At 54.4% G+C, this 24,756-nt stretch carries 20 protein-coding genes and 1 tRNA gene; 8 read left to right on the top strand and 13 right to left on the bottom strand.

From position 1 onward, the window contains the following. The first annotated feature begins 20 nt into the window (after window positions 1-20). The 3 genes from O77CONTIG1_RS06495 (at window position 21) to O77CONTIG1_RS06485 (ending at window position 2,631) form a co-directional block, all read left to right on the top strand. Window positions 21-353, top strand: coding sequence for a hypothetical protein (locus O77CONTIG1_RS06495; protein WP_068509040.1), 333 nt, complete (start codon window positions 21-23; stop codon window positions 351-353). A gap of 94 nt (window positions 354-447) precedes the next feature. After that, window positions 448-1,173: a GntR family transcriptional regulator gene (locus O77CONTIG1_RS06490; RefSeq protein WP_068509038.1), complete on the top strand. Its 726-nt coding sequence runs from the start codon at window positions 448-450 to the stop codon at window positions 1,171-1,173. Window positions 1,174-1,251: 78 nt separating this feature from the next. Then, window positions 1,252-2,631 (top strand): cobyrinate a,c-diamide synthase, encoded by a 1,380-nt coding sequence (locus O77CONTIG1_RS06485; RefSeq protein WP_068509036.1) that lies wholly within the window; start codon window positions 1,252-1,254, stop codon window positions 2,629-2,631. A gap of 104 nt (window positions 2,632-2,735) precedes the next feature. Here the strand turns inward: O77CONTIG1_RS06485 and O77CONTIG1_RS06480 are convergent, their stop codons facing one another. The 3 genes from O77CONTIG1_RS06480 to gmd all read right to left on the bottom strand — a co-directional run bounded on the left by O77CONTIG1_RS06480 (window position 2,736) and on the right by gmd (window position 6,728). Next, window positions 2,736-3,425 (bottom strand): WecB/TagA/CpsF family glycosyltransferase, encoded by a 690-nt coding sequence (locus O77CONTIG1_RS06480; protein WP_286132574.1) that lies wholly within the window; start codon window positions 3,423-3,425, stop codon window positions 2,736-2,738. Window positions 3,426-4,547: 1,122 nt separating this feature from the next. Continuing rightward, on the bottom strand, window positions 4,548-5,501 hold the full coding sequence (locus O77CONTIG1_RS06475) for a GDP-L-fucose synthase family protein (protein ID WP_068509032.1): 954 nt from the start codon (window positions 5,499-5,501) through the stop codon (window positions 4,548-4,550). Window positions 5,502-5,645: 144 nt separating this feature from the next. Continuing rightward, window positions 5,646-6,728: a GDP-mannose 4,6-dehydratase gene (gmd, locus tag O77CONTIG1_RS06470; protein WP_068509030.1), complete on the bottom strand. Its 1,083-nt coding sequence runs from the start codon at window positions 6,726-6,728 to the stop codon at window positions 5,646-5,648. Between the two features lie 761 nt (window positions 6,729-7,489). Between gmd and O77CONTIG1_RS06465 the strand changes: the two genes are divergently transcribed. Further along, window positions 7,490-8,080, top strand: coding sequence for a TIGR03985 family CRISPR-associated protein (locus O77CONTIG1_RS06465; RefSeq protein ID WP_068509028.1), 591 nt, complete (start codon window positions 7,490-7,492; stop codon window positions 8,078-8,080). Between the two features lie 474 nt (window positions 8,081-8,554). Here the strand turns inward: O77CONTIG1_RS06465 and O77CONTIG1_RS06460 are convergent. Continuing rightward, window positions 8,555-8,626: transfer RNA gene (locus O77CONTIG1_RS06460), tRNA-Val, on the bottom strand. Between the two features lie 134 nt (window positions 8,627-8,760). Here O77CONTIG1_RS06460 and rpmF point away from each other — a divergent pair. Continuing rightward, window positions 8,761-8,931 (top strand): 50S ribosomal protein L32, encoded by a 171-nt coding sequence (rpmF, locus tag O77CONTIG1_RS06455; RefSeq protein WP_068509026.1) that lies wholly within the window; start codon window positions 8,761-8,763, stop codon window positions 8,929-8,931. A 148-nt stretch (window positions 8,932-9,079) separates the two neighbouring features. Beyond that, entirely contained in the window at window positions 9,080-9,673 is a 594-nt protein-coding gene (locus O77CONTIG1_RS06450; RefSeq protein ID WP_068509024.1) for a sulfite oxidase-like oxidoreductase, read from the top strand. A 75-nt stretch (window positions 9,674-9,748) separates the two neighbouring features. On the opposite strand, the gene sds is transcribed toward O77CONTIG1_RS06450, so the two are convergent. Further along, the gene (sds, locus tag O77CONTIG1_RS06445) at window positions 9,749-10,717 is read right to left on the bottom strand and encodes a solanesyl diphosphate synthase (RefSeq protein WP_068509022.1); all 969 of its coding nucleotides are present in this window, start codon (window positions 10,715-10,717) and stop codon (window positions 9,749-9,751) included. Window positions 10,718-11,466: 749 nt separating this feature from the next. Between sds and O77CONTIG1_RS24240 the strand changes: the two genes are divergently transcribed. After that, window positions 11,467-11,607, top strand: coding sequence for a hypothetical protein (locus tag O77CONTIG1_RS24240; RefSeq protein ID WP_156434991.1), 141 nt, complete (start codon window positions 11,467-11,469; stop codon window positions 11,605-11,607). 368 nt (window positions 11,608-11,975) lie between these two features. On the opposite strand, the gene O77CONTIG1_RS06440 is transcribed toward O77CONTIG1_RS24240, so the two are convergent. The 7 genes from O77CONTIG1_RS06440 to O77CONTIG1_RS06410 all read right to left on the bottom strand — a co-directional run bounded on the left by O77CONTIG1_RS06440 (window position 11,976) and on the right by O77CONTIG1_RS06410 (window position 21,231). Next, window positions 11,976-13,196 (bottom strand): polysaccharide biosynthesis/export family protein, encoded by a 1,221-nt coding sequence (locus O77CONTIG1_RS06440; RefSeq protein WP_068509019.1) that lies wholly within the window; start codon window positions 13,194-13,196, stop codon window positions 11,976-11,978. A gap of 481 nt (window positions 13,197-13,677) precedes the next feature. Continuing rightward, window positions 13,678-15,036 (bottom strand): NAD(P)H-dependent oxidoreductase, encoded by a 1,359-nt coding sequence (locus O77CONTIG1_RS06435; protein ID WP_286132573.1) that lies wholly within the window; start codon window positions 15,034-15,036, stop codon window positions 13,678-13,680. 2 nt (window positions 15,037-15,038) lie between these two features. Further along, window positions 15,039-15,584: a dTDP-4-dehydrorhamnose 3,5-epimerase gene (rfbC, locus tag O77CONTIG1_RS06430; protein WP_068509017.1), complete on the bottom strand. Its 546-nt coding sequence runs from the start codon at window positions 15,582-15,584 to the stop codon at window positions 15,039-15,041. A gap of 2 nt (window positions 15,585-15,586) precedes the next feature. Continuing rightward, window positions 15,587-16,609: an NAD-dependent epimerase/dehydratase family protein gene (locus O77CONTIG1_RS06425; RefSeq protein WP_068509015.1), complete on the bottom strand. Its 1,023-nt coding sequence runs from the start codon at window positions 16,607-16,609 to the stop codon at window positions 15,587-15,589. Window positions 16,610-16,735: 126 nt separating this feature from the next. Next, on the bottom strand, window positions 16,736-17,956 hold the full coding sequence (gene lhgO / locus O77CONTIG1_RS06420; RefSeq protein ID WP_068509014.1) for an L-2-hydroxyglutarate oxidase: 1,221 nt from the start codon (window positions 17,954-17,956) through the stop codon (window positions 16,736-16,738). A gap of 130 nt (window positions 17,957-18,086) precedes the next feature. Further along, window positions 18,087-18,860 (bottom strand): glucose-1-phosphate cytidylyltransferase, encoded by a 774-nt coding sequence (gene rfbF, locus O77CONTIG1_RS06415; RefSeq protein ID WP_068509012.1) that lies wholly within the window; start codon window positions 18,858-18,860, stop codon window positions 18,087-18,089. A 415-nt stretch (window positions 18,861-19,275) separates the two neighbouring features. After that, entirely contained in the window at window positions 19,276-21,231 is a 1,956-nt protein-coding gene (locus O77CONTIG1_RS06410) for a S9 family peptidase (RefSeq protein WP_068509011.1), read from the bottom strand. Window positions 21,232-21,546: 315 nt separating this feature from the next. On the opposite strand from O77CONTIG1_RS06410, the gene O77CONTIG1_RS06405 reads away from it, so the two are divergent. Continuing rightward, the gene (locus O77CONTIG1_RS06405) at window positions 21,547-22,572 is read left to right on the top strand and encodes a 2-hydroxyacid dehydrogenase (protein ID WP_068509009.1); all 1,026 of its coding nucleotides are present in this window, start codon (window positions 21,547-21,549) and stop codon (window positions 22,570-22,572) included. Between the two features lie 153 nt (window positions 22,573-22,725). On the opposite strand, the gene ftsH2 is transcribed toward O77CONTIG1_RS06405, so the two are convergent. Continuing rightward, complete coding sequence (ftsH2, locus tag O77CONTIG1_RS06400; RefSeq protein WP_068509007.1) at window positions 22,726-24,612, bottom strand: ATP-dependent zinc metalloprotease FtsH2; 1,887 nt, start codon at window positions 24,610-24,612, stop codon at window positions 22,726-22,728. Between the last annotated feature and the right edge of the window lie 144 nt (window positions 24,613-24,756).

The raw sequence follows: 24,756 nt of genomic DNA, 5'->3' as shown, positions 1-24,756 counted from the left end.
CCCGTCGAAGTGTATCAAAAATGAACCAGTCTCCCATCAAAACAATCTTGATTCCCTCGTTGCTAACGGCTGGTGTTGTCTTTGGGCTATCTGTGACGGTTGTAACGAACGATAACACGCTGACCTCAGCCGCAACCACGCAAGAATTGGCCCTAAAAGAGCAATATCGAAACATTGCTGTGCGAAATATTGGGCTTTGCATTTTGGGGGGTTCGCTATCGGGCTTACTGGTGGCGGGCGGCATACGAAGCATTCAGAATTCTCAAAAGAAAGCGAAACAAAAACAGGATTCTATATCTGGTTTAATCGCGGAATTTCTATCAACTCATCCAGAATCAACTCGCCCAGAATAGCTGGCGCACTCCGCCAGATTTTTTGCAGGCCTGTTCTTGCGTAGATTGGCTGGTTTCGTAGACTGGTTGCATACCGATCTACCCAGCTGACAGCATGTCCACTCCGCTGCACCTTGCGATTTCCGAACAACTTCGCCGTCAAATTCTCGGTGGCGACTATCCGCCTGGAGAGCAACTGCCCAGCGAATACCAACTAGTGGAGCGGTTTGGAGTGAGCCGAACGACGATTCGACAGGCGATCGCCAATCTCATCAGCCAGGGACTTGTCGTTTCTCGTCAGGGCAAGGGCGTGTTTGTCACGGAGCGGCGCAAGGTCACCTACTCCCTGTCTAGCCCGATGGTGTTTTTGGAAGCAGACATGGCGCAGCAGGGCATTTCGTTTTTGGCGAAGCGGCTGGAGGCAGGTTTGGTCGAGGTTCCTGTCGTCGCTCAGCACTTGTTTGAAACGCCCACCGCCTATTTTCAAAAGAAACTGCTGGAAATTAACGGCGCACCCGGAGCGCTGGACTTGACCTATGTGCCGCCGTCGTTTGAAACCTTTTTTGCAGTCGCTTCAACCCATCAAATGACGTTTCCAGTGCTGGAGCAGCACGGCATTGCGATCGCCCGCATCGAAGCCATCCTAGAATGCACCTATGCCAATCCAGAAGAGAGCCTGCATTTAGAGGTTCCACTGGGACATCCGCTGATTGTCTATCGCCACACCGCCTTTACCACGGGCGATCGCCCCATTGCCTACGGGGAAACCATTTCACGGGGCGATCGCTTTTGCTATTCCCTGGAAATTCGTCGGGATGAATCATTCCAAAACATCGACTAAAGATGCAAAGGCGCACGCCCGCCATCCCATCTACCGAACGCTAAAATGACGCTATAGTGACGTAGCTGGGATGTAACAATGGCGCTAGTGGTGGCGGGAGAACGCAGCGGCGTAGGCAAGACCACGGTGACGATGGCACTGCTAGCGGCGTTGACCCGGTGGGGCGATCGCGTCCAGTCGTTCAAAGTGGGGCCAGATTACATCGACCCCATGTTTCATCAGTTTATTACCGGTCGCGCTTGCCGCAATCTCGATCCGCTGCTGACCTCCGAAACCTATGTGCAGCAGTGCTTTGCCGCTGCAAGTCAGGACGCAGAATTTGCCCTGATCGAAGGGGTGATGGGGCTATTCGATGGGGTCAGCGGCCGCGAAGACGTAGCCAGCACGGCCCAAATGGCGCGGCTGCTGAACCTGCCCGTGCTGCTGGTGCTGGATTGTGCCCGCATGTCGCGCTCCGTAGCGGCGATCGCCCACGGATATCGCAGCTTTGACCTGCGTTTGCACATAGCAGGCGTGGTGCTAAATCGGGTGGGCAGCGATCGCCATCTCACCCTGCTCAAAGAGGCACTGGAGCCGCTGGGCTTGCCCATCCTCGGCGTGCTGCGTCGCCAAGACGAAATCACCCCTCCCCGGTCGCCACTTGGGGACTCGTGCCCACAGACGAACTGCCAGCGTTGGGAAAAATTGTGCGATCGCCTCGCATCCTTAGCAGAAACCAGCTTCGACTGGAACCAACTACGCCCCCTACTCAAAACCAGCCAGACAAAACGCCGCCCTGGCCAATGCCCCGCCGTCGATGCCAAAATCCAAAATCCAAAATCTAAAACCCGGCTGGCCGTCGCCCGCGATCGCGCTTTCAGCTTCTACTATGCCGATAACCTGGAACTGCTGGAGCAGTTGGGCGCTGAACTGGTGTTTTGGAGTCCACTGCAAGATACCGCCTTGCCAGAGGGCGTAGGTGGGCTGTACTTCGGTGGCGGGTTCCCGGAGGTGTTTGCCGCAGAATTGGCAGCAAACGCAGCGGCGCTGGCAGCAGTGAGGGCCGCAATTCAGTCAGGGCTGACAACCTATGCAGAGTGCGGCGGGCTAATGTATCTGAGCCAGAGCATTGTGGATTTTGACGGAAACGCTTGGGAGACGGCGGGCGTTTTGCCGACAGCAGCGGTCATGGGCAAACAACTGACACTGGGCTATCGACGGGCGATCGCCCAGCAAAACACCTTTCTCTATCGCCAAGGCGAAACGCTTTGGGGGCACGAGTTTCACCGATCACACCTGACTCACTCATCCGAAAACCCGCTCTATCACCTGCGACCCTACGCCCCCCAAAGCCCTGCCGTTCTCGAAGGCTGGCAGTCGCCCACCCTGCACGCCTCTTATCTGCATGTCCACTGGGGAGCGCGGCCGGAGGTAGCGGCCCGGTTCGTCGCAGCGTGTCATAACCATCTGGCTACCTGAAACCGCTTGGGCTGGATTCTTGGGCCAGGCTAAAGGTTGCGACAACTGCTGCTGCACCTGCTGCACCGAACCGTTGGCTGATAGCGTCTGACAAATCCTCCTAGCTATCTGCTGCGGGTTTGCAGGCTCATGTCCTCACGACTCAGCGTACTCACAACTTGCAACAGTGCTAAAACTGCAAATGGCGGAATTGTCCTTGCATAACGTTTCCACAATCGTCCTGGCTCTTGAATCAAGCGATAGAGCCACTCAAAGCCCGATCGCCTAACTATTTCCGGTGCCCACTTTTGCACCCCTGCATAGACAGGAAATGCCCCGCCCAGCCCAATCATCACGGCGTTCACTTTGTCCTTATGATTGCTGATCCATTGCTCCTGTTTTGGGCAGCCCAACGACACCATCACGATCCCTGCACCGCTCTCGTTGATTAGTCGCGTAATGTTTTCATCTTCCTGAGGAGTAAGCGGGCGAAAGGGTAACGGCTCCATGCCTGCAATCTCCAGATTTGGAAATTCGTGGCGCAGCCGTTGGCACATTTTTTGCAAGGTGTTTTCGTCAGAACCCAGGAAAAAGATGCTGACGTTTCGAGAGGGCGATCGCTCACAAAGCCTCAAGATAATATCCATGCCAGCCACTCTGTCTTGCCGATAGCGCCCCATCCAGCTCATCAACCAAACGAGCGGCATTCCATCTGGCGTTACCATATCGCTGCCCGACAAAATAGCGCCAAACTCTTTGTTCCAAGTTGCTTCCATTAGCATATGCACATTGGCAACGCAGACAGTCTTACTCAAGCGCTGCGAGGCCCATTCCAGCATCCAATCTATCTGTTCATGAAAGCTAAGAGATGTAACTGGAAACCCAATCACATTCTGTGTCGGAGGCTTTATTGGGGACATCATAATTTAACACTTCAGGATAGACTGAACTTCGTGAATTGATGTGGAGATGCTCACTATCCAGTTGCAGTAATTCCCTGATCCGATTGGGCGCTTAAAAGGCGCTTTGCATTCAACCAAAGCTAGATGGGCCTATCAAAATGAAATGACAAAGCTTTCCCTATCTGATAACTCTCAGTAGAGTGGTAGATGAGCGAGAGTAGTAGATGACTAAAGAGAGCGGTAAATGAAAATAAGTCAGTAGAGCTACTGGAAAAGCAGGAGCCGCTTGCTCATGACTTCATGTAGTTTCATGCGCGATGGAGCGCTCATTGTAGGTTCAAGACCCGGTTAATGCTCAATGATCAACTTTCGCCCGTAGCGCTGCGAATAAAATTACTGGAAGCTCCACAGACGCTTGACCGGCAATCCCAAAATCGCAAATCTAAAATCGAGAATTGATATAAGCCCCTTCACGACTGGCAGATGCGGCAGGCATTGAAAAAGCAGCCAAAGCTTGATGTAGAGATAGATGCTTTATAGGGCAGATGCTTTATAAGGTAAATGCTGGCGGCGCTTTTACTTTAGGTTCAAAACCGCTCAAAAAATCTCAAGCTTTCTGAATAGGGCGATCGCACGATCGACAACCTTGCTAGCACAACATCTGAAACGGTTTACAAGAGAGATGAAGCGGTAGATACAGGAAGATCCCAAGATTAGGAAACTGGATAGATAACCCTAGTGAATGAAACCAGCGGAGATGACCTTGCTCTTGTAAAGATAGCTTGATAGATACTTCCGTAATTCTACAGAAAAAAGCTCGAAGTTTCACCTGACTCCGCTATTTTTACACAATTTACATTACGCAAATATCCTGAAAGGGATCACAGTATCCAGTGCCCGTTGGATAGACTCCGATTACGTCGGATTCTTCCCGTGTCAATCTTTCGCGCCTGCTTTAGGCTGTTCTAGCAATACAGACCTTAAGCTACAGACCTCAAGCTAAACTTTACCGAATCTTAATCAACCTATATCCAGTTAACCTGTAATTCTACTGGCATGATTTCGATACCAGTGGATCGTGTTCCGTAGTCCCTCCCTAAACTCCACCTCCGCCACAAAGCCAAACTTATCCATCGCCCGTTGCGTATCGAGACACCTGCGGGGCTGCCCATTGGGCTTATCCGTCTCCCAAACCAGTTCCCCGTCATAGCCCATCAGCTCACAAATCAGAGTAATCAAGTCCTTAATAGAGATTTCATAGCCAGTGCCCAAATTCACAGGCTCACTCTCCTCATAGAACTGCGTCCCCATGACAATGCCCCGCGCCGCATCAGTGGAATAGAGAAACTCCCGCGTCGGCGAACCATCGCCCCACACCGGAATCGTCCTATCGCCCCGCAACTGCGCCTCATGCACCTTGCGAATCAACGCCGGAATCACATGAGAACTGCGCGGGTCAAAATTATCCTCTGGCCCATATAGATTCACCGGCAGGAGATAGATGCCATCAAAGCCATACTGCTGCCGATACGCCTGAAGCTGCACCAGCAGCGCCTTCTTGGCCACGCCATAGGGGGCATTGGTTTCTTCGGGATAGCCATTCCACAGGTCGTCTTCTTTGAACGGCACCGGGGTGAACTTGGGATAGGCGCAAATCGTGCCCACGCAGGTAAACTTTTTGACCCCCGCTTCATACGCCGCATGAATCAGTTGCGCCCCCATCATCAGGTTGTCGTAGAACAGTTCCGCAGGCTTTTCGCGATTCAGCCCGATGCCGCCCACATGAGCCGCCAGGTGAATCACAATGTCCTGCTGGTCAACGGCGCGACGGCACGCCTCCATCTGAGTCAGGTCATAGTCGCGAGAACGGGGCACCGTAATCTTGGCGGGGTCAGCTCCAGCTTTGATGAGTTGGTCAACCACTTGCTTGCCGAGGAACCCGGCACCGCCCGTGACGAGAATCCGTTGGTTGGAGAAGGAGAGGGGCATGGGGGGAAGAGGGAAGAGGGAAGAGGGAAGAGGGAAGAAGGAAGAACGAAGAAGGAAGAGGGAAGAAGGAAGAAGGAAGAACGAAGAAGGAAGAGGGAAGAGCGGGTTTTCGTTTTTCGTTTTTCGTTTTTCGTTCTTCTTTCTTTACAGCGACGTGCTGCTGCCTGCGGTTTGCCGAATGGTGGCCGTATCGAGCGCGGGCTGGGCGCTGTTGCCGTTGAGCGGGATCAGTCCCAGGGCTTTGAGGTCGGCTTCCACCATCAGGTAGACCAACTGCTCGAAGCTGACGCTGGGCTGCCAGCCGAGTTTGGCTTTGGCTTTGCTGGGGTCGCCAATCAGCAGGTCAACTTCGGCGGGGCGCAGGTAGCGTTCGTCGAACTCGACGTAGTCTTGCCAGTTGAGGTTGACGTAGCCGAAGGCGAGTTCGAGGAATTCCCGCACTTCATGGGTTTCGCCGGTGGCGACGACGTAATCGTCGGGCTGTTCTTGTTGCAGCATCAGCCACATGGCTTGCACGTAGTCTTTGGCGTAGCCCCAGTCGCGTTTGGCATCTAGGTTGCCCATGTAGAGTTTCTGTTGCTGTCCGGCGACGATGCGGGCGACGGCGCGGGTGATTTTGCGGGTGACAAACGTTTCGCCCCGGCGGGGGGATTCGTGGTTGAACAGGATGCCGTTGCAGGCAAATAAGCCGTAGGATTCGCGGTAGTTGACGGTTTGCCAGTGGGCGTAGACTTTGGCGCAGGCGTAGGGGCTGCGGGGATAGAAGGGGGTGGTTTCGGTTTGCGGCACGGCTTGCACTTTGCCGTACATTTCGGAGGAGCCAGCTTGGTAGAAGCGCACTTCGTTGCCGGTGCGCTGCTGGTAGTCGCGCAGGGCTTCCAGGATTCGCAGGGTGCCCATGCCGACGGCATCGGCGGTGTATTCGGGGGCATCGAAGCTGACGCGCACGTGGGATTGGGCACCTAGGTTGTAGATTTCGTGGGGCTGCACTTGTTCGAGGATGCGCCGCAGGGTGGTGCCGTCGGTCAGGTCGCCGTAGTGCAGAAACAGGCGGGCGCTTTCGCTGTGCGGATCTTCGTAAATATGGTCGATGCGGTCGGTGTTGAAGGTGGAGGTGCGGCGGATGATGCCGTGGACTTCGTAGCCTTTTTCGAGTAGCAACTCGCTTAGGTATGACCCGTCTTGTCCTGTGATGCCGGTGATCAGTGCGTGCTTTTTGTAGGTCATGAATGGCCTCGTATTGTTAGCAGTAAGACTGATATTTTGCTTCTGTATGTATCTCTACTGATAGAAGCTCAATTGCAGCAGGTGGCGATCGCCCTCAGTTCTGTTTTGCTTCTACTCCTATCTTCCGAACTATTGTTCTTGAACTGTTTAACTCTTAATCCACTAACTATGCATTAAGGTCTCTATGTGCCAGATGGCTATCTATGAAACAACTCTGATCAAGCCAGTGCCCAAATCCTATGGCTTGAAGTCTGTTAAGTAATCTTTCTTAAAAAGAATCAGAAATCCGGATAAAGTGCTTTTAAATCCAAGCTATTGAACGAGTGCATCCCAGTTTTGCAAGACTCATCTTGAGAATTTCCCATTGAGGTAGGCACAACGCTGCTTTAGCACCTGTGGGACGTTATCTTTGTCCCACTGCATATTTGTCCCACTGCGCCCCCGATATCTTGATTCGCTGCCCAATTTGTTTAACGGTCGATTGAATGCCACCGGTGCAGGAACTTGGCAGAAAAGACACCAGCGTTTACGGAAGTTATCCGAAAAAACCGTAAGGGGGGCACGCTTTCTTCTGCTGTTTACGCTGTCAAGGACTCAGAACCGGATTAATATGCAAAGTTCATGAAGGGAAAACGGCGGCTTAATGTCTCAGCGAGAAGAATGCCAGGGATGTTTGGCGATGTGCTAGTCGTCCGGGGGCCAGCGACCAGTTCAAGGTAAGGTTCTGTCTGTAGCACCTCCACTGTTTCCTCAAGAGTGCTGTGAATCAGAGCGATCGCCCTCAGGTGAGGTTGGCAAAAGGCTTTCTGCGGCAGGTCGGGCAACGCTATCGCCGCGTAAGCGAGTTTCCTAGCCATCTAGTTTCGGTAGAGCTATGGGAGGAAACCGCTCACGCTTCGTCCCTCCGGTCTGACTTTCTGACTCAGCCAGATTTGGTGGCGATCGCTGACAATCTATCCCACGCCATCAGCGGTCAGCGGCGCTTTTTCATTCATTTGGAATATGTCGTGCCGCTGGAGAAAATCGACCGCGTGGATGAGTGGCAGCACCCGCTACAGGCACTCTGGCAACAAACTCCAGTGCCGCCCCTCCAAATCCTCTATCGCAGCGCAGGGCAGTCATCCTCGATCGCGCTAGTGGTGTATCCCGTGTGCATTTACTACTATCAGCGTGCTCCCTACCTGTGTGCCCGGGGAAACGTGCCCAATGCGCCACTTGTCGACCCAGTGGACCACCCAAAGGCAAGCAGCCCGTTCGACTGGCGGAACTATCGTCTGGATCGAATTGAATCGCTCAAAGTTTTAACCTGGGAAACGCCCCTGGTTCCCCCAGCGCTGCGGGCCGCCTTCTAGACCAATGCCTTGCCCAGTCCAGAGGGTGTGCAAACGGCGCTAGATGACGCTTGGGGGTTTGACTATTAGCGCCCTGCCAAGCTGCTGCTGCGGTTTGATCGAGCGTGGAACGCTCGCTACATTCAGGGAACTATCCGCCACAGCACATTTCGCGCGATTTCTCATGACAAAGCTGGACAACCACGTTATTTCCAGACCAGCCCGATTCAAAAAACCAAGAGTTTTTGCGTTTCCTTCAATCAGAGCAGGATGATTTCGAGAAGCTTTGGTAAAAACTTAAGTGATCCTACCCGTTGCCAGCATTGAGTTAGAGGGCTTCTTTAGATCCTTAGAAGGGTTGAGTATGAGGGAAGCAATCGCATGTCACTCTGGCTGCGGCTACCCTCGCATGACAACTAAGACTCCGCTCAAAACCATAGTAAGAAATGCTGCTTGAAAAAAAATCCTCGAACTGGAGAGGGGTTTCCTGGTGGATGGGCGATACTGGATTCGAACCAGTGACCCCTTCCGTGTGAAGGAAGTGCGCTACCACTGTGCTAATCGCCCGCAGTCTTTTAATGTAGCACAAGCTTCTTGAATCAACAAACTTTTCAAAATACCGATTTACACGCAGCCCTGCTCAACTCAGGGGCTTTTGCATTACCATAGAAAGGTTGTAAAAATCTGAACCGTCGGCAGCTATGGCAGTTCCTAAGAAGAAAACCTCCAAATCCAAGCGCGATCAGCGCAAAGCTACTTGGAAGCGCAAGGCCGCTCTGCAAGCTCAGCGTGCGCTGTCTTTGGGCAAGTCAGTGTTGACTGGCCGCTCCACAGGCTTTGTCTATCCCCAACCTGACGAAGAAGAAGAGTAAAAACGAGGCTGATGGTGGCAGATCGTCATGCCCCCGCATTAGCGCTCTTGAGCATGATTCATGCTGTCAGCACACTAATCTGGGAAGCGGCGATCGCCCCTATTGGTGTGAATCTATAACCCAACTAAAACCCACCTAAGCGGACTCTATGCTAGGCAAGTTTTTTAAGCCCCCCGCACCAGAGCAACGGGATCGCGTTCCGCCTGGGCAACATCTTGCCGGCGGTTTCCCAGTGCTGACCTACGGAGCAACTCCTGACATTCCCAGTGATGTTTGGGAGCTAAAGATTTGGGGGCTTGCCGAACCGCTGACGCTGACTTATTCAGACCTCTTGAGCTTGCCGCAGACGGAATTCACCGCTGATTTTCACTGCGTCACCACCTGGTCAAAGCTGGATGTCCAGTGGACAGGCGTTAAGGTGACCGATCTGATGCAGCGGGTCAATCTTAATCCCAGCGCTACCCACGTCATGCAGCACAGCTATGGTGGCTACACCACGAATCTGGAGCTAGCTGACTTCTTGCGAGAAGAGAACTTCCTGGCTCACACGCTGGCGGGCGAGCCTCTGCCTGTCCCACACGGGGGGCCGGTTCGGCTAGTGGTTCCCCATCTCTACGCCTGGAAGAGTGCGAAGTGGCTCAACGGGCTGGAATTTTTAGACCATGAGGAACTAGGCTTTTGGGAAAGAAACGGCTATCACCGCCGGGGGGAACCCTGGGCAGAAGAGCGGTACAGCGACTAATCTGCACAGCGCTTCATCGCACAAACGCCCCATGAGCCAAAGCTCAGTAGATTGGCGATCGCCAAGCGCGATCGCTCAATGGCTGCGGCTTAGCACATAGTCAGCCAACTGAATCAACGCCTGACGGGACTCTGAAGCGGGCAAAATGCCAATATGCTGAACTGCAAGCTGAGCATGGTGGCTGGCCAACTCGCGCGATCGCTCTAAGCCTCGGCTATCTTCAATCAGCGCTAGCGCCTGCTCCAGATCGCCCTCTTGGGCAAATTCCCGCTCGATTAGCACTTCCAGATAGGGTTTTTCCTCAAGGGCATAGAGCGCTGGAGCGGTCAGGTTGCCGCTTCGCAAATCGGAACCCGCAGGCTTGCCCAGGGCATCCGCAGAACCCGTAAAATCTAGCAGGTCATCCACGATTTGAAAGGCCAGACCGATATGGCGACCATAGCTATACAGATGGTGACAGGTTTCTGGCGAGGCATCGCTCAGTACGCCGGCCGCCTTCGCACTGTTGGCAATAAGGGACGCAGTTTTGTAATAGCTCTTGTCGAGATAGGCTTCCAGGCTGGTTCCCGTGTCGAAGCGATTTAGCCCCTGCTGAATCTCGCCTTCAGCCAGATCCATAATCACCTGCGACAGCAGCTTCACCACTTCCAGGTTGTCCAAATTTGCCAGATACCACGAGGACTGTGCAAACAGAAAGTCACCCGCCAGCACCGCGACCCGATTACCAAAGCTGCTGTGAACCGTCGGCACACCCCGCCGCAGTTCCGCCTCATCCACCACATCGTCGTGAACCAGGCTGGCGGTGTGGATCATTTCGGTGATCTCAGCCAAGCGACGATGCCGGGGCGTGATGTCGGGGATGCTGGTGGCTCTGGAAATGAGCAGCACAATCGCTGGCCTCAGACGCTTTCCACCCGCCCCAAACAGGTGCTCCGCCGCCGCGTAGAGGATGGGATGGCGAGCACCGACCAGTTGCTTCAAGTTATCCGTCAGTTGACAGAGATCGGCATCGACAGGTGCAAAGAGAGAGGTGACTGAGGTCATGGAGACGCAGCGATATACTTAGTTACGAAATTTTACATATTTGCCTTTATTCTAAGCTACCCCCTCCCATCTGTGGGATGAAATTCTTGATAGAAATGCCAGAGTTCACTGAACTGATAAGCCTTTCAGGATTATTACAGTTTTGTAAACATTCTCTCATGAACTCGACTGATATGTTATTCTTATAGCTACAAGGTATCCAACAATTAAATATTTTGAGAACCTTCCTCTGGAAGTTTTTGCTAGAAGCGCCACCTAAAGGGCGGCTCCGGGACTGCTACTTGCCTGGCAGCTTATGAGCGTGTCTACCCGGCGACCTCTATCTGGCAGGTTGCTTTTGGAAGGTTGGTGCAGCAGGCGGCGATCGCTGTCTTCAAAGCTCCGGTACGAGAACGCTAAGTCACGGATCTTTCTGAAGATCTTCGGGTCTTCTGTTTTCGCCAAGAGTTTTGGTCGCCGCTTCCGGTGCTGCTGGGTTCAGGGTACATGACCTTGGTGATCCTGTGAATGGGACAGCATTTGTTGTACAGATGTTGTTCCAGATCTGGTCACGAGGCATTCGCTACCTGCGTCTTGTCTTAGATTCTGATTCAGATTTAGATTCTGATTCAGATATTGACCATCTGGGTCAAGGAGCTAGCTTCGGCTTGCTCTTGATGTTTCGTTGGATCAGCCGGATGCATCGCTGAGCGGTCTGGAGTTTATCAGGCTTGTGGGTTGCGGCATTCGACTCTAGACGGGGACGAGTGATGTCTGCCAAACCAGAGGCAATTGCTTTTGGGCGATCGCCCTCGGTGGTATTTGGTCAGGTGTCGCTTCTGGTTGGGTTACGGTCGGCCTGGTTACGGCTCACTGGCTGGATGCAAGACTTACTTGCGGCAGCGCAGTGACTTGTTTTGCTTAGATTTGATTTGCTTATGGGTCTTTCGACCCTTTCCCTATATTTTTCCTGTAAACCGTAATGTTTAATGGAATGGTTCGCCATGGCTTCCTTCGGTATTCCGCTCACGATTCCTATCCTGGCTGCTTTTTACCTGCTGGCAGTGTACTTGCTGCTGATGGTGGTGCAGCGATCGCAGCCGTGATCCTTGCCCCGCAGGCTTCTTAGCTTTAGCCACAAAATGCTTTAGCCACAAAACACGCTCTATGCTACGCAAACCCTCAGAAACCCTCCGAACCCCGCCATTGTGCAGGAAACGGAGGGTTTCCTAGTTCACCGAAAGGCATATTCGATCCGGCTGCTATCCCGCTGGCAGCCCTAATCGCGGTTAATATCATCCACCGTGCGGAAAATATTGAACAATGCGCCAATCGGGTTCAGCACTGCGCCAACCGCCCCACCAATTACCCCCAGGACATCGGTTGCCCTGGCCCGACCCGAAGGGCTAACCACCACAATGTCATTGCTTCGCAGAATGGGGTTGGTTTCGTCGTTCAGGTTAGCCGACAGATCTACCGGAATTTCGCGTCGAGCCACGGTTCCATCCGGATTTAGCCGGATTAGCGTCACTCTGCCCTTGGAAGCCCGAACATCGTCAAACCCGCCTGCCGCCAAAATTGCCTGATTGAGAGACGTATTAGGGCTAACAGAAACCGTGCCCGGCCGAACGACTTCACCCACCACATTGACGCTGATCGTGTCGGGAGAGAAGCTAGCAGCAGCCAAACGCTGGCTTTCATCGGGGTTCAGCGCCGTTGCTGTGGGCACAATCACCGTATCCCCATCCCGCAGGGTCACGTTTTGCTGCAAGTTGCCAGACTGCAAAAACGCCCACAGGTCAACCAGGATTACCTCTTCAGTGCCATTCAGGCGCGGGCGACGAACTTCCACATTTCGCACGTCTGCAAGCTGCGTAATGCCGCCTGCGGTCTGAATCGCTTCAATAACCGTGCGAAGTTCTCCCGCTCTGGCTTCGCCACGGGTTTCTAGCGTGGTCTGTCCGGCTGGGCCGGTTCCCACGCTTTGTCCGGTTGTATAGGCTCCAGGACGGTTCACTTCGCCGACGATCGCCACTCGCATGGGGCGCGGTGTGAGCAGCGTTACCGTCACAATCGGCTCCCGAATAAACTCGGTATAGCGGCTGGCGATCGCATCTGATGCCTCTTGCAGCGTCAGTCCCCGCACATTGACTTTGCCAATCCACGGCAGGTTCAGCGAACCGTCTACCAGCACCGAGTAGCGGGCATTTTCGCCGCTCAGGTTGGGCACGTTGAAAATGTCAATTTGCACTGCATCGCCTGCACCCAGGACATAATCGGACTCGTAGTTGGGCGGCAGTGGGCGGCCCTCCGGCGGCATCGGTGCGGCAGGCTGGACATTGGCGCTGGCATTAGATGGAATGGCGGTCTGCGCCAGAACGGGGGCAGTGTAGAGCATCACCAGCCCAAAGGCGATCGCCCGCACAATCCGACGAGGGGCTTGCTGGGGTCGTTTGGGCTGACGGGGGGCAAACGACGTTTCAGGACAAGAAAACAGCATATCCAACCAGACCTCAGGGTGAACCTAACTGTGCGTTGTCAGGGATGGACAGGATGACGGGCAGTAAAAGCAGGGGAGAAATGGCAGGCGAGAAATAGCAGGGGAGCAAAGGGGGGCGATCGCCGAACTAAAGAGAAAAACCAACCCAGAAGCCGTAGTGACTAAGACTTACGATCTAAAAAAAGAATTAGTATCATTATTGCAACATTAATATAGCAGTCCTTTTCTAAAAGCAAGATCGCAACGCTCGAATCGCTCAGGCTGCCAGTTACAAATCCAAGACGGCGTTTTTGAAGATAGCGAGGTACGCGGATGGACAAGAATCCACTGCCTCGTTAGGGCAGCGCGTAGCTTACCTTGTCCAAAAATGCTGTAAGCGTGAAAATTGAGCCTAAAAACCTCGAGTGTCTTGCTTTCCAGGAGAATAGCCTCCAAGTCCGCAAGACACTCGGTTTAGTCACAGCTTGCTACTTAAATCAGCTTAAATCAGCGCCGGAACCTTTGCCGGAGCAAAGTAGGCATCTTGCTCGGCCCGCAGCTTGTCGCACAGGCGACCCGCCGGAATTTCCACATCATCGTAGGTCAGCACCTGATCGCGAGGAATGTCTCGCTTCAGGCGGCAGCCTTCCGCCAAGCCCATCGGCAGTAGGCGCTGTGCCTGCGTGATTTCAGCCGTTTCGCACTGGCCGTAGGTCATGTAGTAGCCGATGCCGTCCAGCGTTTCGCCAGCTTTCAAGTCAATCTTGGCAGTCGCTACCACGTCCACTTTGGGCCCTGCTGTAGGAGCGAGAACCGCGTCCTGGAACAGCACCACGCGGGCAACGGACAGCGGCACCTCAAAGTGGCAGAGGTGGTACGGTGTGTAGAAACTGTAGAGCGGCCCTTCGCCAAGCTTGTACAGGTTGAGATAATGCTTTTGCTTCGGGTCGTCATGAGTCCCGAAGACGAACACACCGGGGCCCGGACGCACGCCCACGACGTAATCCACAATGCCACCCAGAGACTTTAGCTCATCCACGTCATACAGCTTGGTGCAATCGTCGATATGCCCGGTGTATTTCAGGTTGAACTGCTCAATCAGTGCGTCGGCGTTGCGGTTAAAGTCGTAGCCATACATGCCGCGTTTGGCGATGGTCATGCCCGTGGCATTGGCGACGATCGCCTGCTCAAAGGAAATCTTGGTGCCGTCGGCAAAGCTGGTGACCATGTGGGCTTTTTGTCCCCACTGCTTGGCAAAGCCTTCCTGAGTGGTGGGGTTGCGGTAGGGGTCTTGCAGCCCCTTGATGTTGCCGCAGAGCAGGGGGGTGAGGCCGATGCTCTTAACGAAGCGGTAGAGGTTCATCTGCACGCCGGGCTGGTCGCCGTCGCAGGCCGACAGTACTACCCCTGCGCGATCGGCATAGACCTTGAGGATAGGGCCGATGGTGGCATCCAGCTCAGCGTTCATCAGCACGACATGTTTTTTGTGGGCGATCGCCTCTAGCACCACCTGTGCGCCGAACTCAATTGCGCCCGTCACCTCGATAATGGCATCGATGCTCTCAGCCCGACACAGCAGCATCGCGTCGTCCGTCGCGGCGGGAACGCCCTGGGCGATCGCATCTTCCAGTTCACCCAGCGTCTTCACCGTGCGGATATTGTCCAGACCCGCCTCACCATAGGCGCGAACGGCACCCTCTACGCCGCGGTTGAAAATCGCCACCAGTTCCATACCCGGAACAGAATTCACAATCTGGTTGGCGATGCCGCGACCCATGAAGCCCGCGCCAATCATCGCCACTCGAATCGGGTTGCCCGCTTCCTGGCGAGCCTTTAATGCGGTGTCTATGATGTACAGCATTCCTATACTCCTACTGCAACGTTCTCAAATAGCGCCCAGGCGGCATCTTTCTCGGAAATAACGGTCACCTCCATTGGCCACTCAATGCCAAAGGCCGGGTCATCGTAGCGAAGACCACGCTCATAGCCAGGCGTGTAAAATTCCCCAACCTGATACACCACCTCCGCCCCATCCGTCAGCGCTTGATAGCCGTGGGCAAACATTTCTGGTATGTACAGGGCACGTCGGTTCTCAGCCGTCAACTCCACGCCGATATGCTGCCTATAGGTCGGTGAATCGGGCCGCATGTCGATAATCACGTCATAGATCGCGCCCCGCGTGCAGCGAACCAGCTTGGTTTCCGCAGCCGGAGGAATTTGATAATGCATTCCGCGCAAAGTGCCCGCCTTGTGGTTAAACGACAAGTTGCACTGCGCCACCGTCGGCTTCAGCCCATGCGCCTCAAATTCCTTGGCACAGAAAGTGCGAGCAAACGCGCCGCGATGATCTTCGCGATAGTCCAGGTCGATGATGAATGCGCCCTTGAGTTTGGTTTCGGTAAAAATCATGACTAGCTCCAGAAGAAATCCTTGTCGATTTGCTGCGTGCGAATCAGGTACTCAAGCTGCTTCAGGCGGGTAAAGCCGCGAGCCTCGAATACCTCTTTCGTCATGTCGATCTGGCTAAACACTTTGTACAGTTGCTCAGCCCCGCGCCGCGCGTCCCACTCGCACTTAAAGCCAGGAAGTTGGGTGTTGATCTTTTCAAACGACACGCGGTAGCTGCGATTGTCTGAGCCGTTGTCGCCGAAGCTGAGGGTGCAGCCAGGGAACGTTTCTGCCACGATCTCGGCAATTTCTTTGACCTGGTAGTTGTTCGCCGTATCGCCCACGTTAAAAATCTGGTTGTGAACAAGGTCTCGCGGAGCTTCCAGGGCGCAAATGATGGATTTGGCAATATCGAGCGCATGAACAAGCGGACGCCACGGCGTACCGTCGCTGGTCATTTTGATTTCTTTGGTCGTCCAGGCCAGACCCGACAGGTTGTTCAGCACAATATCGAACCGCATCCGGGGCGACGCACCAAAGGCGGTTGCATTCCGCATGAAGGTGGGCGAGAAGTTGTCATCTGCCATCGGCTGGACATCGCGCTCCACAAGCGTTTTGCATTCGGCGTAGGCCGTTTGGGGATTGACCGGAGTCTCCTCCGTCACCACGTCCGCCGAGGCGACCCCGTAGACGCTGCAAGAGGACATGTACACAAAACGGCGCACCCCTGCTTGCTTGGCCAGTTCTGCCAAGCGGACAGACCCCTTGTGGTTGATGTCGTAGGTAATGTTGGGGGAAAGCTGGCCCGTGGGGTCGTTGGACAGTTCCGCCATATGAACCACGGCTTCTACACCTTCCAGGTCTTCTAGCGTAATGTGGCGGATATCTTTGTTTAAGGTTTTCGCAGTCTTATCTGTGCCGTTATAGAGCCAGCCGACTTTATAAAAACCTGTGTCTACGCCAATCACGTCAAAGCCGCGATCTAGCAACAGCGGTGCTAAAAGGCTGCCCAGATATCCTTCGGTTCCAGTGACCAATACTTTCATGCTGTGGATTCCTGTGTTGTGTGTACTGTAAACGCTGATATGCCAGACATTCCGGGACTGGCTTGGGCTGCTCAGAAGGGACGAGAAGGTGTGAACAAAAGGGGAATTTGCAGGGGGCGATCGCCCTTAAACCGCCTGCACAGGGGACGTGGCAGGCAAAAACTGTTCGGCAATTTGCTCGGTGACGGCCTTGCCAATCTCCAGCGAGGAGGTCGCCGCCGGAGAGGGCGCATTGCAGACGTGGATCGAGTTCTGACCCTTCACAATCAAAAAGTCGTCCACCAGCTTGCCATCGTTCATCAACGCTTGGGCCCGAACGCCCGCATGGGTCGGCACCAGATCCTCAGACTGCACTTCAGGGATAAGCCGCTGCAAGCTCCGCACAAACGCAGCCTTGCTAAACGAACGGATGATTTCCTGGATGCCCTCGTCAGCGTGCTTAGCTGCCAGCTTCCAGAAGCCGGGATAGGTCATCACCTCAGCAAAGTCCTTGAGGTCAAAGTCGGTCTTTTTGTAGCCCTCGCGCTTGAGGCTGAGGACGGCGTTGGGGCCAGCGTGGACGCTGCCGTCGATCATGCGGGTAAAGTGAACACCCAAAAAGGGAAAGTCAGGATTGGGCACGGGATAAATCAGCCCTTTCACCAGATAGCGCTTTTCGGGCGTGAGTTCGTAATATTCACCCCGGAAGGGCACGATTTTCGCTTCGGGATCAACGCCGCCCATCTTAGCGACGCGATCGCTATGCAGTCCAGCACAGTTCACCACCAGCCGCGCTTCAAACGTGCCGTTCGTGGTTTCCACCACTTTGCTGTTGGGTCGATCGACAATGCGTTCTACTTTGGTGTTGAGGTATAACTCACCGCCTTGCGATCGCACGATTTCTGCATATTTCTGGCAGACCTGCTTATAGTCAGCAATGCCCGTCGAAAACACGCGCACCCCAGCCAGACAGTTGACATGCGGCTCAATTTCCCGCACCTCCTCGGCTGTAATCCGGGCAACCTGGATGCCGTTTTGCAGACCCCGCTGATAGAGATTCTCCAGCAGCGGCAGCTCGTGTTCCTCGGTTGCCACAATTACTTTGCCGCAAACTTCGTGAGGGATGTCATGTTCGCGACAAAACGCCACCATCGACTGGCAGCCGTCGCGGCAAAACTTTGCTTTGAAGCTGCCTGGCTTGTAGTAAACCCCGGAGTGAATCACGCCGCTGTTGTTACCTGTCTGGTGAAAGGCCCAGCGGCTCTCTTTTTCAAAAAGGACAATCTTGGCATCTGGGTAGCGGCGGCCCAGCGCCATTGCCGTTGATAAACCAACGATGCCACCGCCAATAATTGCAAAATCGTACATGAATTTTTGTCCTCAGGATGAGCCATCAGTCGCTTAGTCGCTTCAGAACACACCGAACTGGGTTCGACACGGTTCAGGCGTTGCGTCAATTTTCAGCAGTATGGATTCAGAAACCCAACCCAAAACGCCCCTACCAGGTCTTCCAAGGGGCTTTCCCCTTTTTCCAAAGTTCGTCCAGGTAGTTCTTATCCTTGAGGGTATCCATGGGCTGCCAGAAGCCTGCGTGCTTGTAGGCAGAGAGTTGACCCATATGCGCCAGCTTTTGCAGTGGCTCCTGTTCCCACACGGTCGAGTCATCCTCAACGTAGTCGATGACCTCTGGCTCCAAAACAAAATAGCCACCGTTAATCCAGGCTCCGTCGCCAACAGGCTTTTCGTGAAATTGGGTGATTTTGGTCTGCTCTTCGCCAAGGGCGATCGCCCCAAAACGTCCCTGTGGCTGCACTGCTGTGAGCGTTGCCAGCGTCGATTGCTGTCTGTGGAACTCCACTAATTCGGTAATGTTGACATCACTCACGCCGTCGCCGTAGGTGAAGCAAAAGGTTTCGTTACCAATATGCTCTCGAACGCGACGCAGACGCCCCCCTGTCATGGAGTTGTCACCCGTATCTACCAACGTGACGCGCCAGGGTTCGGCATAGCCAGAGTGGATATTCATCTGATTAAATCGCATGTCAAACGTGACATCCGACATTCGCAGGAAGTAATTTGCAAAGTATTCTTTGATGACGTAACCCTTGTAGCCGCAACAAATGATGAAGTCATTAATGCCGTGGGCAGAGTAGATCTTCATGATGTGCCAGAGGATTGGCTGTCCACCAATTTCCACCATCGGCTTTGGCTTGACGGTGGTTTCCTCGCTTAAGCGAGTCCCCAATCCTCCAGCTAGGATGACTGCCTTCATAGGGTTACCCTGTGTAAACGCTCTAAGCTTATTTTTAAGGTAGATGCCCAGGAATGCTCGTAAAATTTCGAGGATCTGAAGTGAAGATCAAGTAAAGTAGCGGGCTACCCGGACAGTTAAAGAGAATTTCGTGTGCGGTTTTTGATGACTTTACAGAGACAGGTTCATCATTTTCTTAACTTTTTGGTACGGGACATTCGTGAAATTACACAGATTCTGAAAGCAGTTGATACCACTGCCCCATCAAAAGCCCGCCCTAAATGTCTGAGTTCCATGAATGCACGCGAGGTTGTTTTAAGTTTCCCTATAGAGTTGATAGAAATAGAGTTGATAGAACGCAGCACCGCCTGCAAGCTTTCATGCAACCTTGCCTCTTGCATCATCTTGCAGACTGATTGCAAGCTCAATTGCAAGCTCAGAGGTTGGCGATCGCCACGGGTTCCATCTGCTCTGCCAGCGGAAACCCAAACACCCGCGCATAGAAATAGAGTTCACCATCCAGCGCCCGTTTAATGTTCTCTGCTTTGCGGAAGCCGTGCTGTTCGCCCTGAAACAGCACATAGGCGACGGGCAGCCCCTTTTCTCGCAGCGCATCGACCATCATTTCTGCCTGGTTGGGCGGCACGATTTTGTCTTCGTCGCCCTGGAAGAAAATCAGCGGGCAGTTGAGCCGATCGATGGCGTGGATAGGCGATCGCTCGATATACAAATCGCGGCGGGCAGGGTAGGGGCCGATCAGCCCGTCCAGATAGCGCGATTCAAACTTGTGAGTGTCTCTGGCCAGCGCTTCCAGATCGCTTACGCCATAGTGGCTGGCTCCCGCCTTGAACACGTCGCGAAACGCCAGCGCTGCCAGCGTGGTACAGCCGCCCGCGCTGCCGCCGTCGATGCAGAGGCGATCGCCATCCACCAGTCCTTGCTCGGCAAGATACCTGGCACCATTTACACAGTCATCCACGTCCACAATGCCCCAGTTGCCCTTTAGTCGTTCGCGATAGTCGCGCCCGTAGCCCGTGCTGCCGCCATAGTTCACGTCCAAAATGGCAATGCCTCGGCTCGTCCAGTATTGAATGCTGGGGCTGAAGGTGGCGCTGGTGGCGGCGGTGGGGCCGCCGTGGATTTTCACCAAAAGCGGCGGCTTTTCGCCTGCGGGCGCGGCAAAGTCTTGATTTTGGGGCGGGTAGAAAAAGCCGTGGGCGGTGAGGCCATGGGTCGTTGGAAATTCAATTGCCTGCGGTATGGAAATATAGCCAGGATCGATTTCAAGCGTACTGGCGTGGCGCAATTCTGTGATTTGCCCCGTAGATAGGTCGAGATGGGCGATCGCCCCTGGTTTCGTCGGCGAACCTGCGCCAAACGCGACCGACGAACCCAAAACCCGAATGCCGCCGATGCTGGTGTAAGGCGTGGGAATCTCGGTGAGTTTTAGCGTGCGCGTGTGCAGCCGCGCCAGCTTGGAAATTCCATCCTCGCTGTAGGTGCAAATCAGCGACTCTGCCGACTCAAAGCCGTAAGTGGTCATGCCAAACACCCACAGCGGCAGTCCAAATTCCGATGCTTTGGGGCAGAGCGGCTCTGGTGTGGCGGTGGCAAAATTCCAGCGGTAGAGGTTCCACCAGTTGGTGCGATCGCTGACAAAGTACAGTTCTCCATCCGGCGACCACTCCGGCTGAAAGATCGATTCTGTTTCGCCACCAATGATTTTCTGCGGCTCGCCCAGGCTGCCGTCTGCGTTGACCGTTGCCACCCACAGCGTCGTGCCGTCCCACGGCATATTCGGATGGTTCCACTCGATCCAGCACAGCCGCGACCCATCAGGACTCAACCGGGGAAACGCATAGAAGTCGCTGCCCGACACCAGCACCGTCCCTGCATCCAGCCCTCCATCTGAGGATGAAAGGCTAACGGACACGATCGTATTCACGGGTTCGTGATCATTTTGGGAATGATCTTCGCGCACGCAGATGAGCCGATTTCGCACGCGATCGCACACGGCATCGGCATAGCGAAATGCACCTTCAGGGGTAATCGGCTGAGGCGCTTCGTCAGTCCTTGTGCGATACAGCCGCTGGTCGGCGAAGTTCGAGAAATATACAGTGCCGTCATCCACAATATATGCCCCGCCGCCATATTCATGAACACGAGTGCGAACGTTAAACGGTATCGGTGTGAGATCAGTCGTGGAATGCTGCGAAGCATCCGAGAGCGATCGCCGCACGACCACATTCCGCCCACCCTCCGTCGGTCGCCCCTCACTCCAGTAAACATCGCCACCATCCAGCCGCACCTCACCCAAGCGCAAGCTTCCCGCCACAATCAGGTCTGAGGTGATGGGCGATTTCCAAGAGCCAAAGGGGGCAATCTGCGGCATGGTCACGGGTTTCCTGCTAACGTCTGCGGAGCAAAGCGGGTTCTAATATTTCTGGGTTCTAATATTTCTGGGTTCTAATATTTCGATGTCTTTGCACATGATGTCTTGCATAGGACTTGATGGCAGTCCTGACATCGAACTCGCCATTCAGTTAAAACCTGGGTTCAAACCTCTGGCTTCACAAGCCCATCTAGCTGCCAATGTATCGCAGAATAGCCCGGAGTTTTCGGGTTTGCCGATATCATAAGCTTCAAAATTTAAGAAACTGACCGTGCCTGCATCTCGCATAAACTTCAGCTTTTTGGGAGAAACTGCATGAAGGTTGCTGTTTTTAGTACCGAGCCTTACGATCGCAAGTTTTTGGATGCTGCCAATGCGGCGGCCGGGTCGCCTCACGAACTCGTTTATTTTGATGTCCGTCTGGAACCCAAAACAGCGCTTCTCGCGGCTGGCTTTCCCGCCGTCTGCGTGTTTGTGAACGATGACGTAAGTGCTGACACCCTCCGTTCCCTGGCAGACGGAGGAACCCGCCTCGTCGCTTTGCGCTGCACAGGATATAACAACGTCGATTTGGAAGTGGCCGCCGAGTTGGACATGAAAGTCGTGCGGGTGGTTGCTTACTCTCCCTACTCCGTGGCGGAACATGCGGCCGGGCTGATTCAAATGCTCAATCGCAAGCTCTACCGGGCCTATAGCCGAGTGCGCGACGACAATTTTTCGCTCAATGGGCTACTGGGCTTTGATCTGCACGGCAAAACGGTTGGCGTAGTGGGTACGGGCAAAATCGGCGTGATTTTTGCCCAGATTATGCACGGCTTCGGCTGCCACCTGCTGGGCTACGACCCCTACCCCAACTCCAAGTTTGAAGCGTTGGAAGATGCCCGCTATGTAGATTTGCCAGAACTCCTGGCTCACTCAGACATCATCTCGCTGCACTGCCCGCTAACCCCTGAAAATCATCACCTGATTAACCCCACCACGATCGCCCAAATGAAAGATGGTGTCATGCTGATCAACACCAGCCGGGGCAAGCTGATTGACACCAAAGCGGCGATCGCAGGCATTAAATCGGGCAAAATCGGCTATCTAGGCATCGATGTCTACGAAGAAGAGGAGGAGCTATTTTTCCGAGACCTCTCCGACACCGTGATTCAAGACGACACCTTCCAGCTTTTGCAGTCCTTCCCGAACGTCGTCGTCACGGCACACCAGGCCTTCTTCACTCGCGAAGCCTTGAACGACATCACCACCACCACCATCACTAGCATCAGCGACTTTGAGCAGGGCAACCCCCTCAAGGATGAGGTAAAACTGCCGCAGAAGGTCGCCACGCCTGCCTGATTCCCCGAGTCGTCAGGGAATTTCGGCCACCCAAGTGATTCGGAGCAATACCTACAAAAAAGCTGCTGTGACATCACAGCAGCCCTCTTTTTAAGAACTGAAGCAGATTTCAAAACGTCCTCAAAACGTCCTCAAAACGTCCTGTAGACCGCCCTACAACTGAGGCACGTAGGACTCCTTCTCCGGCACGTCCACATACTCAGCCACAATGCGGCGGAACTCGTCGCCATCGATTGTTTCTTTCTCGATCAGCAGATCCACGAGACGATCGATCACCACGCGGTTGTCCCGAATAATGCGGCAGGTTTCTTCGTAGCAATGCTCCACGATAGAGCGAACCTGAGCATCAATCCGAGCCGCAATCTCTTCGGAATATTCCGATCGGGTCATCCAGTCGCGACCCAGGAACACCTCACCCTGCTGGCTCTCCAGCGACACCGGGCCCAAATCCGACATGCCAAAGCGCGTCACCATTTGCCGCGCCATGCCCGTCACCTGTTGCAGGTCGTTGCCTGCGCCGGTGGTGACCTCAGCATCGCCAAAAATCACCTGCTCCGCAGCGCGTCCGCCCAGGGCACCCATGATGCGGGCCAGGATTTGTGAGCGGGAGATGAGCGCCTGGTCTTCGCTAGGGGTAAACCAGGTCAAGCCCTGGGCCTGACCGCGAGGAATCAGCGTCACTTTCTGCACCGGGTCATGATCCTTCACCAGCGTACCGACGATGGCATGACCAATTTCGTGGTAGGCAATCAGGCGCTTGCTCTTGCTATCGACCAGGGGTGTGCCCTCCATGCCAGCCACCACGCGATCGACCGCATCGTCGATTTCCAGCATGGTGATTTCGTCCTTACGACGGCGAGCAGTGAGGATGGCGGCTTCGTTCAGCAGGTTGGCCAGATCCGCACCAGAGAAACCGGGCGTGCGGCGGGCGATCGCCTCCAGCGACACCTCCTTTGCCAGCTTCTTGTTGCGAGCATGGACTTGCAGCACCTCCAGACGACCCTTGATATCTGGCGGCGACACCTCGACCTGTCGGTCAAAGCGACCGGGACGCAGCAGCGCCGAATCTAGCACGTCGGGGCGGTTCGTAGCAGCGATGATAATGATGCCCGTATTGCCCTCAAAGCCGTCCATCTCGGTGAGTAGCTGGTTCAACGTCTGCTCCCGCTCGTCATTGCCGCCGCCGATGCCCGCGCCGCGCTGACGGCCAACAGCGTCAATTTCATCAATGAAGATGATGCAAGGAGCGTTTTCCTTGGCTTTTTTGAACAGGTCGCGGACGCGAGACGCACCCACGCCGACGAACATTTCCACAAATTCTGAGCCAGAAATGCTGAAGAAGGGAACGCCTGCCTCTCCGGCGATCGCCTTCGCCAGCAGCGTTTTGCCGGTTCCCGGCGGGCCCACCAGCAGCACGCCCTTGGGAATCTTGGCACCGACAGCAGTAAAGCGCTCCGGCTTTTTCAGGAAGGTAACGACTTCTTGCAGTTCTTCCTTCGCTTCTTCGATGCCTGCTACGTCGTCAAACATCACGCCGGTCTTAGCTTCCATCATGAAGCGGGCGCGAGACTTGCCAAAGTTCATCGCCTGCCCAGGGCCACCCGGCACATTGCTAGAGCGGCGGAATAGCAGGAACAATCCGCCAATTAGCAGGATGGGGAACAGCAGATTGCCCAGCAGTCCCCAAATTGCAGCATCGTTGCGGGGCGGATGCACGTCAAAACTAATATGGTCGGTTCTTAGCCTGGAAACCAGTTCTGGCGCATTTCCTGGCAAATCAACCCGCAACCGCTGAATGCGATTATCCAACTCTGGATCAACGGCTTCCACAATGGCCGTGCGACCGCCCTCATACAAATCCACACTGGTCACGCGGCCCGCATCCAGATATTCCAGGAAACGGCCGTAGGTCATACGGGTGCTGGCGGTGTTTCGCCCCATATCCATCGGGGAGGTGGTAAACGCACCCTGCCAGAAGAAGAAGCCGACCACCAGGGCTGGCAATGTCCAAAGGAGGATGACTCTCCAGGAAAGTTTCATAACGCCAGGTGCCTCTAAAAACTGCAACTAATAGACTTGAACTAAAGACTCAAAGGCTTGAGACTCGATGATGCCAAGGACTCGAAGACTCAGAGAGAGGCTCAGCAGGCTGAAGAGAACCAGTCAGCCAGCGCCTATAGCTAG

Origin of the sequence: Leptolyngbya sp. O-77 (assembly GCF_001548395.1) — a bacterium.
Taxonomy (GTDB): Bacteria; Cyanobacteriota; Cyanobacteriia; order Elainellales; family Elainellaceae; genus Thermoleptolyngbya.
The sequence above is the reverse complement of the archived record's forward strand: the minus strand, read 5'-3'. Positions and strand labels throughout refer to the sequence as shown.